Below are 14437 nucleotides of genomic sequence, written 5' to 3'. Positions count from 1 at the left end.
TGTCTCCTTCTTGCTGGTAAGTGACTACGCGGCGAATCGACTGCGCTCGCGCTGCTTCCTTGCGTATTCGACGGCCGCTTCTCGCACCCATGCACCTTCTTCGTGTGCGGCCCTGCGATGATCAAGGCGCTCCGAGTTTGCTGGCCCGCGACCGGCAAGGACCTCGGTAAATTCGTCCCAGTCAATGGGACCTGAAATCCACTTCCCGGTTTCTTCGTCAAACCGCAGATCCTTGTCTGGGCATTCGAGACCGAGAGCTTCGAACTGTGGAACGCACATTCCAACAAAGCGCTGGCGAAGTTCATCATTCGAGAATCTCTTGATCTTCCATGCCATTGACTGTGCTGAGTTTGGCGAGGCGTCATCGCTCGGGCCAAACATCATCAGTGATGGCCAGTACCAACGGTTGATCGCGTCTTGCGCCATTTGCTTCTGCTCGGGAGTGCCGTGCGAGAGCTCGTAGAGGATCTCAAACCCCTGTCGCTGGTGGAACGACTCTTCCTTGCAGATGCGAACCATTGCTCGACCGTATGGCCCGTAGGATGCGCGGCACAGAGGTACCTGGTTGCAAATCGCTGCACCGTCGACGAGCCAGCCGATCGCGCCCATGTCTGCCCACGTTGGGGTGTGGTAATTAAAGATCGAGGAGTAGCGGGCCTTGCCATCCACAAGTTTCTGAGTCATCTCGTCGCGGGTGACGCCAAGCGTCTGCGCTGCGGAGTACAGGTAGAGTCCGTGGCCGGCCTCATCCTGCACCTTTGCGATGAGAATTGCCTTACGTTTGAGGCTCGGGGCGCGTGTGATCCAGTTGGCCTCAGGCTGCATGCCGATGATCTCCGAGTGTGCGTGCTGCGAGATCTGTCGCACGAGTGTGCTGCGGTACTTCTCTGGCATCCAGTCTCGTGGCTCGATGCGGTGGTCTGCTTCGATGATGGCATCAAACTGTGCCTGCTCTTGGGCGTCATCGAGAGTAACTGGCTCGGGTGTTGTTGTCATAACCATCTGCTGCCTCCTTGCATCAGTGCGGTGTATATAACCACTGGCCTCATGTCTTTTGCATAAAGATTTGAAGTGATAGAGTTGCGGTCAGTCAATTACTTACCGAACAATCAGTAAGTATAGTTGTACTACACCATAACCGCAATGGAGCGAAAATGAGTTCACCGTCGAACCCGAATACCACTGAAAGAGCCCCAGAGCGGGCGCCGATCACCGAAGCGGATCTGCCATTTGACCCGGCCTGGACCGCAACTGCAATGTTGCGTACCGACACCGCGAAGAGCGCGCTCGGCATTCAGCTGCTTGAGCTTGAACGGGGACGCGCCGTGCTCTCTATGCTGATCCGCGACGACATGGCCAACGGCTTTGGGATTACCCACGGTGGTATGGTCTTCACACTTGCCGATACGGCGTTTGCCTACGCATGTAACGAGGGAGACATGGCTGTCGTTGCCTCCGGCGCGGATATTTCATTCACACGGGCGAGCTTTGCAGGAGATGTTCTTACTGCGAGTGCCTCACGGCGCTGGCTCGCCGGAAGAAATGGCCTCTATGACATTACAGTGACTGACCAAAACGAAGCGGTGATTGCAGAGTTCCGAGGGCGCTCTTTTGTCACCAACCGATCGCTGCCAGCAGTCTAATCACCCACCAAACTCGGTGTTCATCGTCGCACACCAGAATTGAGACCGCCCATGTTTAGTACCCCCACTACTCTTGAAGACGTTTCTGCTGGCCAACTCACTGAAGAGAACTATGGCCTACACGCAGCTGAGCGGCTCAGCCGCCCTGAGCTTGAAGCACTGCAGCTGGAGCGGCTGCAGTGGACCGTCAAGCACGCGTATGAAAACGTGCCGTTCTATCGGCGCCGTTTTGATGAAGCGCACGTGCGCCCAGAAGACATTCGACAGCTCGCAGATATTGAAAAACTGCCATTCACTACGAAGGCGGATCTGCGTGAGAATTACCCATTTGGGTTGTTTGCGGTGCCAATGGATCAAGTTCGGCGCCTGCACGCATCGTCTGGTACGACAGGGCGCTTGACCGTCGTGGGATACACGCAGAGAGACCTTGATAACTGGGCAGATCTGATTGCCCGTTCACTCTATGCCTCTGGCGTCCGGCCCGGCTGGAAAGTGCACAACGCCTACGGGTATGGCTTGTTTACGGGTGGCCTCGGTGCCCACGCTGGGATCGAACGCCTTGGTTGCACGGTTATTCCGATGTCCGGTGGTCAGACCGAAAAGCAAGTACAACTGATCAATGACTTCCAGCCAGACGCGATCATGTCCACCCCGAGCTACCTCCTGACGATCGCAGACGCTTTTGAAAAGGCTGGTTTGGATCCGCGCGCCTCCAGTCTGAAGGTGGCAATCTGCGGTGCAGAGCCGTGGACGGATGCGATGCGCCATGAGCTCGAAACGCGACTCGATATCAAAGCTGTTGATATTTATGGACTCTCAGAAATGATGGGCCCCGGCGTAGGTAACGAATGCGTTGAGACTCAGGATGGGCCACATATCTGGGAAGACCACTTTCTGCCCGAGGTTGTCGACGAAGAGCTGCGCCAGCTTCCAGACGGCAGCGAGGGCGAACTCGTGTTCACAACGCTGACGAAAGAAGCGTTCCCCATGATTCGATATCGGACGCGTGACCTCACCTCGCTGATGTCAGGAACTTCGCGTCCCGCGCACAGGCGGATCGCGAAGATCACCGGCCGCAACGACGACATGATCATTCTGCGAGGGGTGAACCTGTTCCCGACCCAAATCGAGGAGATCGCGTGCGAGATTGCTGAGCTTACCCCGCACTTTTGCCTTGAGCTGTCGAAGCGCGGACCGCTTGACCACCTCGTGGTCAAGATCGAGCCGTGTGAAGGAGCAAGCGACATGGCTGCCGAAATGGGGCGTCAGCGGCTACAAAAGCTGATCAAAGACCGCGCGGGAACTTCGGTTGGCGTAGAGCTTGTCGCACGAGGGTCGCTGCCGCGTTCTGAAGGAAAGCTGAAGCGACTCTACGATCTACGGTAGCTTTGGATCCAGCCAGGGCGTCTCGCCCTGGCTGGAGATCCGCGTCCCTTGGGGACTCGTCGGGAAGGAACGACCGATGGCTGCGCTTGATGCGGTGCCCGCACCTCGCCGGGGCAGGCCTGGCTATGACCAAAACTCAATGCTTGAGGTCATCGTTCAGCTATTCATGGATCGCGGGTACGATGCCGCATCTCTCGACATGATCGCTAAGCGCCTTGGCCTCTCGAAGTCTGCGGTCTACCACCATTTCACGTCAAAGACGGAAATGCTTGAAATCGCACTCGATCGGGTGCTTGGCGAACTTGAGCGCATCTTTGATGATGCTGCTGCCACCGGCGACGACGCTGGGGAGCAGATTCGACATATCGTGCACGAGGCAGTGCTCGTTGCCTGTGAACGTCGGCAGTACCTCGTGCTGCTGCTTCGACTGCACGGGAATTCAGACGTTGAACTGCGTGCGCTTGAGCGCCGACGTGTGCTCACCACACGATTTAGCAAGCTGTTTGAGCTGGCAAAGGGCGACGGGAAGGTACGAGAAGATATTGATCCTCGCCTTGCCTCGCGTCTCACATTTGGCCTCGTGAATTCACTTGTCGAATGGTATCGACCAGACGGCCCTGACAAGCCAGAGGAGCTCGCAGAGACCGTGCTGTCGTTTGTTCGCTCTGGGCTACGAGCAAACACATAGAACTGTCGAAATACGTGTGAGTGGGTCGGGTGCAGAAGTACCCGACCCACTCACTTGCGTAATGCCTAATTCGCTGGACTTGGCATCTTTGAAACGAGCGTCAGCACGTCGTAACTTGCGACGACTTCTTCGTTCTGGTTGGTGAGCACAGCGTCCCAGTGCACTTCGCCGTAATCATCGGTTTCGCGTGGCACGATCTGCTTCGCGGTGAGTGTGACTCGTACGCGATCTCCGGGGCTGACCGGCGTGATGAAACGAAGACTCTCAAGGCCGTAATTGGCGAGTACGGGTCCGGGGTCTGGCGACACGAAGAGGCCCGCTGCAAACGAGAGCAAGAGGTAGCCGTGCGCAACGCGGCCTGGGAAGAAGGGGTTCGCTGCCGCGGCAGTTTCGTCCGTGTGTGCATAGAACGTGTCGCCCGTAAACTCCGCGAAGTGGGTGATGTCATCGAGCGTGACTTCGCGCTCCTCAGAAACTACCTGATCTCCAACACGGAGATCCTGCAGCGACTTGCGGAAGGGATGCGTGTCAGCACGAGTCTGTGCTCCCGCATGCCATACGCCGGTAATGGCGGTGAGCATCTCAGGACTGCCCTGGATAGCGGTGCGCTGCATGTAGTGGAACACGCTCCGCACGCCGCCAAGCTCTTCGCCGCCGCCCGCGCGGCCTGGCCCACCGTGCACAAGGCTGGGTAGGGGAGAGCCGTGTCCGGTCGAAGCGCGCGAGCTCGTTCGATCCAGGACAAGCACGCGACCATTGCTTGACGCGATATGTCGGGTCAGCGTGGCAACGAAATCGGCATCGGCCGAGGCAACACTGGTGACGAGCGATCCGCCGCCCAATGCAACGAGTTCGGCGGCTTCAGCGGCTGATTCGTAGGTAATGATCGAAGCCACCGGGCCGAACGCCTCGGTATCGTGTACCCGCTCGGCGTAGGAATTCTCAAAGCGCAGTAGGATCGGGTCGACGAAGGCGCTATCACCTCCGGGAGATTGGCCTGCACCCAACAGCACGCGCCCGCCGCCCTCAACGAGTCGATTGACCTGTCGAAGCACTTCCGCACGCTGTTCTGCCGAGGCGAGCGAACCCATGGTGGTCCCGTCGGTGCGCGGATCGCCGACGACTACCTTGGCGACAATGCGCGTCGCTATCGCGGCCGCAACCTCATCTGCCAGCTTGGTCGGCACAATTGCGCGCCGAATGGCTGTGCACTTTTGGCCGGCCTTCGTGGTCATCTCGGCAACGACCTGGCGTACATATCCGTCAAATTCTGGCGTCCCTGCTACGGCATCTGGGCCGAGTACTGATGCATTGATCGAGTCAGTCTCAGCGCCGAAGATGACCCCGCCGGTCTGGACAGCCGGGTGCGTTTTGAGTGCCTTCGCGGTGCTCGCAGAGCCAGTGAAGGAGACGACATCGCCAAGCTTTGCGTGATCGAACACCGCACGGATCGAGCCGCTCACGAGCTGTACCGAACCGGCGGGGAGGAGGCCTGAATCAACCATGATCCGCACCATGTGCTCTGCGAGGTACGCTCCAGGCGTCGCCGGCTTAATAATCGTGGGCATACCAGCAAGGAAAGTGGGCGCGAACTTTTCGAGTGCGCCCCAGATGGGGAAATTGAACGCATTGATCTGAACTGCTACGCCTGGCAACGTTGTTCGAATATGGCGGCCGAGGAACGAACCGTCCTTGGACAGCGGCTCGACTGGCCCGTCAATCTGCACCCGCGCGTTCGGGAGCTCTCGCCGTCCCTTGCCCGAATATGTGAACAGTACGCCGATACCGCCGTCGATATCTACCCACGAGTCTGCCTTCGTTGCACCGGTTCGGGTGGACAATTCGTACAGTTCAGCTTTACGTTCCGTAAGGGCAAGCGCGAGCTGCTTCAGAATTATCGCGCGCTGGTGAAAGGTGAGCGCACTGAGCGACTCCTGGCCAGTAGCTCGTGCGTAATCCATCGCTCCTGCAAGATCCAGGCCGGCGCTTGATACGAGGGCGACGAGGTCTCCGGTTACCGCGTCGCGTACCTCGGCAGGGGGGTGCGCGGTGAGGTCAGTGGGAGCTGGCTGCCACCAGGCGCCCTGCACAAAACTGGGAAGTATCGAGTGAGTCACAGTTGTTCCGTTCATCGGTCGGTGGTGGGTGAATCAGGCCAGGTGTAGAAACCCTGCCCACTCTTGCGGCCGAGCTTTCCAGCGGCAACCATGTCTTGCAGCAGGCGAGGAGGGGCGAAATGGTGCCCGAGGTCACGGTGCAACTGCTCTGCAATTCCGAGACGTACATCGAGGCCAACGATGTCGGTAGTGCGCAGCGGTCCGACCGGGTGGCGGTAGCCGAGCTCCATAGCGAGGTCGATGTCGGCTGCCGAAGCAACGCCCTGTTCGACCATGCGAATCGCCTCAAGTGCGAGGGCGACGCCGAGGCGGCTTGAGGCAAACCCAGGCGCATCGTTCACAGTGATGGGGGTCTTCCCGAGCGCGCGAACCCAGCTGCGAGCCTTCGCTGGGAGCTCGTCACTTGTCTGCTTGCACAAGACAATCTCGATGAGTGTCGAGGCGGGCACTGGATTAAAGAAGTGGAGGCCGATAAACCGTGACGGTTGGGTTAACGCCTCAGCAAGTTGGCCAAGCGGTATCGATGAGGTGTTCGACGCGATAGTGGCAGATGTTGCGAGTTGGGTCTCAATCGCTCGCAGGGCTACGCGCTTTAACTCGAGCGATTCTGGCACTGCCTCGACGACCAATTCGGCTCCTTGGAAAGCCGTCGCGCTTGTGGCTACGGTGAGGGAGGCATTGAGCGTGGCCGCGTCGGCGTGGAAACCGCGATCGATGGAAGCTGAGATGCTGCGTTCGATGCGCGCCCGCGCATCCTGCGCGACAGCCTGGTCGCGTTCCACGACCGTGACTGAGGCTCCTGCGAGCAAGAACGCGTGTGCGATTCCCGAGCCCATGCGTCCGCCACCGAGCACTCCAACGACCTGCGGTACAACGTCGTTTGGTGAGGTCGAAGCTTTCGTTTCAGCCATTATTTCTTCTTCCGCTCAAGGAACTCCGACATGCGTCGCATCTTCTCCGGGCTTTCGAAGAGGCTCGCCTGTTCTGCGAGGTCAATTGCTGGGTGAGATTCACGCGGTGCAAGGAGCACGCGTTTGGTGGCGCGGGTGGCGGCGGGATCAAGCAATGCGATGCGGTGTGCAATTTTCTCTGCCGCGGCAAGCGCGTCTTCTCCGCTGTCGTGTATATGGGTGACGAGGCCAGCGGAAAATGCTTCTGCGCCGGTTAAAATGCGGCCGGACAGGAGCATCTCTGCTGCGAGGGCTTCGCCAACAATTGAGCTGAGACGCCAAGTCGCGCCAGCAGCCGCGATGATTCCGAGACCAGTCTCTGGATTGCCTATGCGGAGTGCTGGGGTGCCAACGCGAATATCAGCTGCATAGGCGAGCTCTGCGCCGCCGCCTAATGCGTAGCCGTCAAGCGCCGCGATCACCGGCATGGGAAGCGCGGCGACACGTGAGAACGCGTGGGTGTTGATCCCGGCTCGTGCATCTTCGGCGCGACGTTCGTGCAGCTGTGCGATGTCGGCACCGGCTGCAAAATTGCCGCCAGAGCCGTGCAGTATGAGGGTGCGCGGGCGTCGTTCGAGCTCTGCGCATAACTCATGCAGTGCGTTGATGAGATCTTGGTCAATCGCGTTTCGCTTCGCCGGCCGGTCGAGTGTCGCGATGATGTAGTCGTCATGGTCATGAACGTGGAGCGCGCCGCCAGGTGCACTGAGGCTCGTGAAGTCGTTCATGCTTCAATCCGTTCAATAATCGTGGCGGTGCCCTGGCCAACGCCGACACACATCGTGGCGAGGCCGTACCGTGAGCCTTCTCGCTCCATGCGACCGAGTAGCGTTACGAGGAGGCGAGAACCTGAAGAGCCGAGGGGGTGGCCAAGCGCGATTGCGCCACCGTCTGCATTGACGAGTTCTGGGTTGAGATCAAGTCGTCGCATGCAGGCGAGCGACTGCGTGGCAAAAGCTTCGTTGAGTTCGATCGAGCCGATGTCGGATATGGTCAGTCCCGCGCGCTTGAGCGCCTTTTCTGTTGCAGGCACCGGTCCTAGCCCCATGATTTCTGGGGGCAAGGCAGCGCTTACGCTCGTGACGATGCGCGCGCGAGGCTTGAGTCCGTACCGTTCAATGGCGTCACCGCTTGCGACAATGAGTGCTGACGCGCCGTCGTTGAGCGAGGAGGCGTTGCCAGCTGTGACCACGTGGCCGTCGTGAACAACTGGGCGAAGCCGTGCGAGGACGTCCATAGTTGTGCCTGGGCGGGGGCCCTCATCAACATCGATGAGGCGAGTCTCACGACCGTGAGGGGCGCTCACCGGAACGATTTCGTCACGGAAGCTCCCCGCTGCCATGGCTGCCAGTGCCCGACGATGGCTTTCGACCGCGAAGGCATCGGCATCTTCGCGAGTGATTCCGCAGGTGCGAGCGACCTCTTCCGCGGTCTCTGGCATGGAGAATGTTGCTTTGTCGCGTGCGGCAAGGGCGGGGTTCGTGAACCGCCAACCGATCGAGGTGTCGAACTGTGCTCCAGGCTTGGCCCATGGGCGGGACGGCTTTTCTTGCACCCAGGGTGCGCGCGTCATTGATTCGACGCCACCCGCAACGATGAGCTGCGCGTCTCCCGCGCGGATTGCCTGTGCAGCGTTTGCAACCGCGGTCATGCCAGAAGCGCAGAGCCGATTGACCGTGTAACCGGGCAAGTCATCGGGCAATCCTGCTAGCAGCGTCGCCATGCGTGCCACATTGCGATTGTCTTCACCAGCCTGGTTAGCTGCACCGAAGACCACCTCATCGATCGCACCTGCAGCGATGGCTTCGGTGCTCAGCGCCGAGCGTTCGACGGCTGCGCGCAACACGATTGCTGCGAGATCGTCGGGCCGAACATATGCGAGCGCGCCACCGTAGCGGCCGACCGGGGTGCGTACCCCTCCTACGAGATATGCCTCTGGCATGGGCTGTGACCTCCTCGTCTAGCCCCGACCGCCCGTCACTCGAATTAGTGACTGATCGTTCGGTAATAAATTCTACAATAGGGTGCCACGCTACGGGAGCGCAAATACCTTGTGGCCTGCAGGAGTTCTCGAGAGCCTCGCGAGCTCTCGCGACAGCTCACACGCGGGAATAGGCAGTCAATGGATGCTCTAGTAGCGCGGTAACTGTCCGCAGGAACCCGGCAGCGTAGCCGCCGTCGCACACTCGGTGATCGAAAACGAGAGAGAGCTGCGCGATACGCCGCGGCACGATTTCGCCTTTGACCACCCACGGGCGCTCCATGATGCGGCCAATGCCAAGAATCGCGACATTCGGGAAGTTAATGATGGCCGCTGAGCCATCAGCGCCGAGCCCGCCATAATTGTTCAGGGTAAACGTTGAATCACGCATCAACTCTGGCGGTGTGCTCCCGTCACGTGCGTTGGTCGCGAGCTGACGAAGTGCAATATCGAGTTCTGCGACAGTGAGGTCGTCGGCGCGTGGGATCATCGGCACCATCAGCCCGCGCGCAGTATCGACCGCAACCCCAAGATTGACTCCGTCGAACTCAACGATCTCGTTACCGTGATCGATACGTGCGGCGAGAAGCGGGAATTGTTCCAGCGCGAGTAGCACGTATCGCGCAAGCAGGGCGGTGATTGATGGTGCCTTCGCGTCCTGTGTTGCCATCTCGGGCCGCAATTCCCATAGCTGGGTCATGTCGATGTCGACCCAAACGGTTGCCTCGGGGATATCGCTTCGGCTCCGGGTGAGCGTGGCGCTGACGGCCTTTCGGAGGGGGGAGAACGGCTCGCGCCGCACCTCCTGCAAGGGGCCTGTGTTCTTGGCTTTCCCGCATATCGGGCGAGTCAATGGAGTGCTCGCGCCCGCGGAATTTGCATGCGCTGCGCGAAGTACATCGGCCCTGGTGACGGCGCCATCGCGGCCAGTTGCCGCAATGGTGCGCGGATCGATACCAAGCTCACGGGCGAGCCTGCGCACAATTGGCGAACGCACTGCGATGGTGCCTGCGGAGGTTGGGCACTGCGGTGTTGCTGTGCTCGTGCCCGAATGTCTGCGGCGCTTGCCTCGTGTCGGGCTTGCTCCAGTTCCGTAGCCGATCAGTACGTTGCCTGATCCGGCCTGTTCCTCGGAGCGGTAGAGCGCCTGCGCAGAGGTGTTGTCTCCTGTGCTGGGGTCGGAATTGAGGCCCGAAGCGGAATCGGAATCTGAATCGGACGCTACCTCGATTACGGGATTTCCGGTTAGGATCGCGCCGCCCTCCTCGCAGTGCAGCGCGAGCACGGTACCTGCATACGGCGACGGAAGCTCGACGATGCTTTTTGCTGTCTCGACCTCGGCAATGACCTGGTCGAGTTCGATCTTGTCGCCAACCGCGACAGCCCAGTTAACGAGTACCGCTTCGGTAAGGCCCTCGCCGAGATCTGGAAGTAGGAACGTCTGTGTGTTCATGATTCGTCCTCCCAATGGAGCGAGTCGATTGCATCGAGCACGCGGTCAACGTCGGGAAGATGCCAGTGCTCAAGCTTTGGAGAGGGGTAAGGGATGTCGAAGCCAGCAACCTTTCGCACGGGTGCTTCGAGATACTCAAAGCACTGCTCAAAGATGCGGGACTGTATTTCAGAGGCAACGCTCGCGAAGCTAGGCGCTTCGGCAATCACGATCGCGCGGCCAGTGCCGCGCACGGCATCCATAACTGTTTTGTCGTCGAAGGGGGTGAGGGTGCGAACGTCAATCACTTGCACGCTACGACCTTCGGATTCTGCTGCCTCTGCCGCACTAAGGGCCACGGGAAGCGACTGGCCATAGCTGATGAGAGTGAGATCGCTGCCATCCCGCACGACCTGTGCCTGCCTGAGCACTGCGGTCACTGACGTATCGACGGGACCCTTTGCCCAGTACAGCTTTTTGGGTTCCATAAAGACCACCGGGTCGGGTGAGGCGATTGCTGCACGTAATAGCGAATAGGCGTCCTGGGGCGTTGCTGGGGAAACGACAGTGAGGCCCGGTGTGTGCGCGTAGTAGGCCTCCGACGAGTCGCAGTGGTGTTCTACGCCGCCAATGCCTCCGCCGTATGGAATTCGGATGACGATGGGTAAGCGAACCGAGCCCTTCGTGCGGTTTCCGATCTTCGCGACGTGACTCACAATCTGTTCGAAGGCGGGGAATGCAAAGGCATCGAATTGCATTTCCACGACTGGACGCATGCCGTTCAGTGCCATGCCGACTGCGGAACCCATGATGCCCGATTCTGCGAGTGGGGTATCGAAGCAGCGGGCCTCGCCGAATCGCTCGGTGAGGCCATCGGTGATACGAAATACGCCGCCGAGCGCCCCAACGTCTTCACCAAAAATCAGTACGCTGCTGTCTTGGGCGAGTGAATCGGCAAGTGCGAGGTTGAGTGCAGCCGCCATCGTGAGGTTTTTGATCTGATTCATGAGTCTTCCTCCGTGCGCTCGATCTCGTCTCGTAAGAAATTCCATTGCGTTTCAAGTGACTCTGGGCGCTCGGCAAACACGTGGGTGAAGAGCTCTTCGGGATCAACTTTCGGCTCGGCGTGCATGACTTGGCGAAGTGTTGCGGATAGCTCATTCGCTGAAGCTGCAAACTTGTCTTCGAGAGAGTCCGTCAATATGCTGCGGTCGCGCAGGAGCTTGCTGAGCCGCACGAGCGGATCTTGTGGCTCCCATTCCTGCACGGCTTCCGGTTCTCGGTAACGACTGTCGTCATCGGCGTTGGTGTGAGCAAGCATTCGGTAGGTGTGAGCCTCAATCAAGGATGGGCCGTCGCCACCGCGCGCGCGGTCAACCGCTTCACCGAGCACAGCAAGGAGTGCCGCAACGTCATTGCCGTCGACCCTCTGGCCAGGCATGCCATAGCCGATTGCCTTGTGTGCGAGGGAAGGCGCCGCGGTTTGGCGGGCGAGGGGCACCGAGATTGCGAACTCGTTGTTTTGTACGAAGAAAACGACGGCCAGTTTGAATACAGCTGCAAAATTCATTGCCTCGTGGAAGTCGCCTTCGCTGGTGGCTCCGTCGCCGCACATCGCGAGTACGACGGTGTCCTCGCCGCGAAGCTTTGCTGCGTGGGCAAACCCCACCGCGTGCAGTAGCTGGGTTGCAAGGGGTGTAGCCTGCGGTGCGACCCTGTATTTGCAAGGATCGTAACCCGAATGCCAGTCCCCGCGAAGAAGCGTCATGGCGTCCTCTGCTGGAACGCCACGTCCGATTACAGCGACCGAATCTCGATAGGTTGGAAACAGCCAGTCGCTCGATGCGATTGCTAGTGCTGCAGCAACCTGGCACGCTTCCTGGCCATTCGAAGAAGGATAGACGGCGAGGCGCCCTTGTCGGACCAACGCGTTGCACTGGTCGTTGATGCGGCGGCCCGTCACGAGTGCTGCGTACGCGGCGAGAAGGTGCTCGTCTTCGGGCGTTACATAGTCCGCATCTGGCGTGTGTGTGCCGTTGGGGGAGATGAGCTGCACGGGGGTATCCCGCGGCAAAAAGCGTAGGACCGAATTCGGGGTTGTTTGGTGAGGCAACTGCTCCTCCTTGAGCTTGGCCGCAGCAATGTGTGAATACGATTGCTGTTTCGGTGCCCCCAAAGGTAGTAATTCTCTTATGGATTCAACTGATTGTTGAACAACCGTTTATAAATTCCTCAAAAATATGTACGATTGCCCATCCAAGGTGTTCATCAAGTGACGCAGGAGCAACATGGAACTGGACGATGTGGATCTGGCCGTTCTGGAAGTATTGCGAGGTGATGCGAGAGCCTCAATGACGACTATCGCTGAGGCCGTGCATATTTCGCGGGCAGGTGCGCACGCGAGGGTGAAGCGGTTGCGCGAAAGCGGGGTCATCGCAGGGTTCACCGTGCGCACTGACCCGTTGAAAATGGGTCAGCATGCCTCTGCGTATGTGACGCTCCATGTCGAACAGCCGTCGTGGCAGGAGGTTCGGGAGCGCCTAGTGCTCATCCCGGAAGTAGAGCACATCGCCCTTGTTGGGGGCGAATATGACGTGCTGCTGCTGGTTCGTGCGCGGGACAATCGAGACCTGCGACGTGTGGTGCTGGAGGAAGTGCAATCGATCCCGTCCGTGCGAAGCTCACGGACACTGTTGATCTTCGAAGACTTCCCAAACATCACGAAGGGATAGTGGATTTTGCTGGGCCGCGACCATTTTTGGGGTCGCGGTCCTTTTTGTGTGCGTGTACACTCGACACCTATCCGACCGTTCGGTCAGGATTTCATGCAGCAGCGGACGAACAATGGAGTTCTCAATGAATGACACTGCAACACTTGAAAGAGACGCGGAATGGGCCAAGGCTCGACGTAAAGAAGAACGAAAGGTACTGGCCGGAACGGTCGTCGGAACCACGATCGAATGGTACGACTTCTTTATCTACGCACAGGCTGCCGGCGCAGTGTTTGCGACCCTCTACTTTGCTCCCGCGGGCGAGACCGTGGGGCAGATCGTTGCGTGGGCATCGCTGGGAATCTCCTTCCTCTTCCGCCCGCTTGGTGCAATTGTGGCGGGCCACCTAGGAGACAAATTGGGTCGAAAGCGCATGCTGGTGCTGACGCTCATCCTGATGGGTCTTGCGACGGCGCTCATTGGTGTGCTGCCCACCTACGCTCAGATTGGTATCGCGGCGCCAGTGCTACTCATTTTGCTTCGAGTGCTGCAAGGATTCTCAGCTGGTGGAGAGTGGGGCGGAGCCGCGCTCATGTCAGTCGAACACGCGCCGAATCACCGCCGCGGCTTCTTCGGCGCCTATCCTCAGATTGGTGTGCCGCTTGGCATGATCCTGGCGACAGCAACCATGTGGGTGATCACTACGACGCTCACGGAAGAGCAGTTCCTCACTTGGGGTTGGCGCATTCCATTCTTGTTCTCGATTGTCCTCATTGTTGTTGGCTATTTCATTCGAGGAGCAGTCGAAGAGTCGCCAGTGTTCAAACAGCTGCAGGAACGCAAGGGTGAGTCGGCTACCCCGGTCAAGACGCTGTTCTCGAAGCATTCGCGCGAGGTTGTACTTGCGGCGCTGATCTTTATTGCGAACAATGCGGCTGGCTATCTACTTATCGCGTTCTTCACGGCCTACGCGACCCGACCTGTCGCTGACGGTGGACTCGGACTCGAGCGCCCACCAGTGCTCCTAGCAACAACCCTGGCATCGTTTGGTTGGCTCTTCTTCACGCTGTACGGCGGCATCCTGTCTGATCGAATCGGTCGTGTTCGAACCTTCCAGATTGGCTATGTGTTACTGGGAATCTGGGCTATCCCCATGTGGCTTCTGATCGATACAGGCAACCTCTGGATGTACTTCATTGCGCTGTTTGTCATGACGATCGGCTTGGGGCTCTCCTACGGGCCGCAGGCGGCATTGTACGCAGAGATGTTCCCCGCTGACGTGCGCTACTCGGGAGTCTCTATCGGATACGCAATTGGCGCGATCCTTGGTGGAGCGTTCGCGCCCATGATTGCCGAGCTGGTTTTTGGGGCAACTGGCGCTTCTTGGACTATCGGCCTCTACATCCTCGGCGTCACCATTATTTCGTTGATTGCGGTGTCGCTTGTTAAAGAACCAAAGGGCGTGAACTTGCACACGCGCTCGAACGAAGTGATTGTTCCTAACTAGCGCTGAATCCCTCTCGGCGCGG

The 14437-nt window shown here is 59.1% G+C and carries 13 protein-coding genes; 5 read left to right on the top strand and 8 right to left on the bottom strand.

Annotation, left to right across the window (positions count from 1 at the left end; genetic code table 11):
- Positions 1-24: 24 nt before the first annotated feature.
- A complete protein-coding gene (paaA, locus tag ICL81_RS06530; protein ID WP_188034171.1) occupies positions 25-996 on the bottom strand; it encodes a 1,2-phenylacetyl-CoA epoxidase subunit PaaA in 972 nt (323 codons plus the stop codon).
- Between the two features lie 158 nt (positions 997-1154).
- On the opposite strand from paaA, the gene paaI reads away from it, so the two are divergent.
- The 3 genes from paaI to ICL81_RS06515 all read left to right on the top strand — a co-directional run bounded on the left by paaI (position 1155) and on the right by ICL81_RS06515 (position 3717).
- Positions 1155-1643 carry a hydroxyphenylacetyl-CoA thioesterase PaaI gene (gene paaI, locus ICL81_RS06525; RefSeq protein ID WP_215394760.1) on the top strand — a complete coding sequence of 163 codons (489 nt, stop codon included), beginning with the start codon at positions 1155-1157 and terminating at the stop codon, positions 1641-1643.
- A 51-nt stretch (positions 1644-1694) separates the two neighbouring features.
- Complete coding sequence (gene paaK, locus ICL81_RS06520; RefSeq protein WP_188034098.1) at positions 1695-3029, top strand: phenylacetate--CoA ligase PaaK; 1335 nt, start codon at positions 1695-1697, stop codon at positions 3027-3029.
- Positions 3030-3105: 76 nt separating this feature from the next.
- Positions 3106-3717, top strand: coding sequence for a TetR/AcrR family transcriptional regulator (locus tag ICL81_RS06515; RefSeq protein ID WP_188034097.1), 612 nt, complete (start codon positions 3106-3108; stop codon positions 3715-3717).
- Positions 3718-3782: 65 nt separating this feature from the next.
- Here ICL81_RS06515 and paaZ read toward each other — a convergent pair whose 3' ends face one another.
- From paaZ to ICL81_RS06480, 7 genes are all read right to left on the bottom strand, one after another.
- On the bottom strand, positions 3783-5849 hold the full coding sequence (paaZ, locus tag ICL81_RS06510; RefSeq protein ID WP_188034096.1) for a phenylacetic acid degradation bifunctional protein PaaZ: 2067 nt from the start codon (positions 5847-5849) through the stop codon (positions 3783-3785).
- Entirely contained in the window at positions 5846-6745 is a 900-nt protein-coding gene (locus tag ICL81_RS06505) for a 3-hydroxyacyl-CoA dehydrogenase family protein (RefSeq protein WP_188034095.1), read from the bottom strand. Before ICL81_RS06505 ends, paaZ begins: the two co-directional genes overlap by 4 nt.
- Positions 6745-7512: an enoyl-CoA hydratase/isomerase family protein gene (locus ICL81_RS06500; RefSeq protein WP_188034094.1), complete on the bottom strand. Its 768-nt coding sequence runs from the start codon at positions 7510-7512 to the stop codon at positions 6745-6747. Before ICL81_RS06500 ends, ICL81_RS06505 begins: the two co-directional genes overlap by 1 nt.
- Positions 7509-8726: a thiolase family protein gene (locus ICL81_RS06495; protein WP_188034093.1), complete on the bottom strand. Its 1218-nt coding sequence runs from the start codon at positions 8724-8726 to the stop codon at positions 7509-7511. The genes ICL81_RS06500 and ICL81_RS06495 overlap by 4 nt, the downstream gene beginning before the upstream one ends.
- A gap of 157 nt (positions 8727-8883) precedes the next feature.
- Complete coding sequence (locus ICL81_RS06490) at positions 8884-10218, bottom strand: dihydrolipoamide acetyltransferase family protein (protein WP_188034092.1); 1335 nt, start codon at positions 10216-10218, stop codon at positions 8884-8886.
- Positions 10215-11204, bottom strand: coding sequence for an alpha-ketoacid dehydrogenase subunit beta (locus tag ICL81_RS06485; RefSeq protein WP_188034091.1), 990 nt, complete (start codon positions 11202-11204; stop codon positions 10215-10217). The genes ICL81_RS06490 and ICL81_RS06485 overlap by 4 nt, the downstream gene beginning before the upstream one ends.
- Complete coding sequence (locus ICL81_RS06480; RefSeq protein WP_370566853.1) at positions 11201-12253, bottom strand: thiamine pyrophosphate-dependent dehydrogenase E1 component subunit alpha; 1053 nt, start codon at positions 12251-12253, stop codon at positions 11201-11203. Before ICL81_RS06480 ends, ICL81_RS06485 begins: the two co-directional genes overlap by 4 nt.
- Positions 12254-12485: 232 nt before the next feature.
- Between ICL81_RS06480 and ICL81_RS06475 the strand changes: the two genes are divergently transcribed.
- Both ICL81_RS06475 and ICL81_RS06470 read left to right on the top strand, forming a co-directional pair.
- The gene (locus tag ICL81_RS06475) at positions 12486-12929 is read left to right on the top strand and encodes an Lrp/AsnC family transcriptional regulator (protein WP_188034090.1); all 444 of its coding nucleotides are present in this window, start codon (positions 12486-12488) and stop codon (positions 12927-12929) included.
- A gap of 124 nt (positions 12930-13053) precedes the next feature.
- Positions 13054-14415 carry an MFS transporter gene (locus ICL81_RS06470; protein WP_188034089.1) on the top strand — a complete coding sequence of 454 codons (1362 nt, stop codon included), beginning with the start codon at positions 13054-13056 and terminating at the stop codon, positions 14413-14415.
- The last annotated feature ends 22 nt before the right edge of the window (positions 14416-14437 follow it).

It is taken from the genome of Leucobacter sp. cx-328 (assembly GCF_014530035.1).
Taxonomy (GTDB): domain Bacteria; phylum Actinomycetota; class Actinomycetes; order Actinomycetales; family Microbacteriaceae; genus Leucobacter.
Note: the sequence above shows the minus strand (reverse complement) of the source record. Positions and strands in the feature narration are given on the sequence as shown.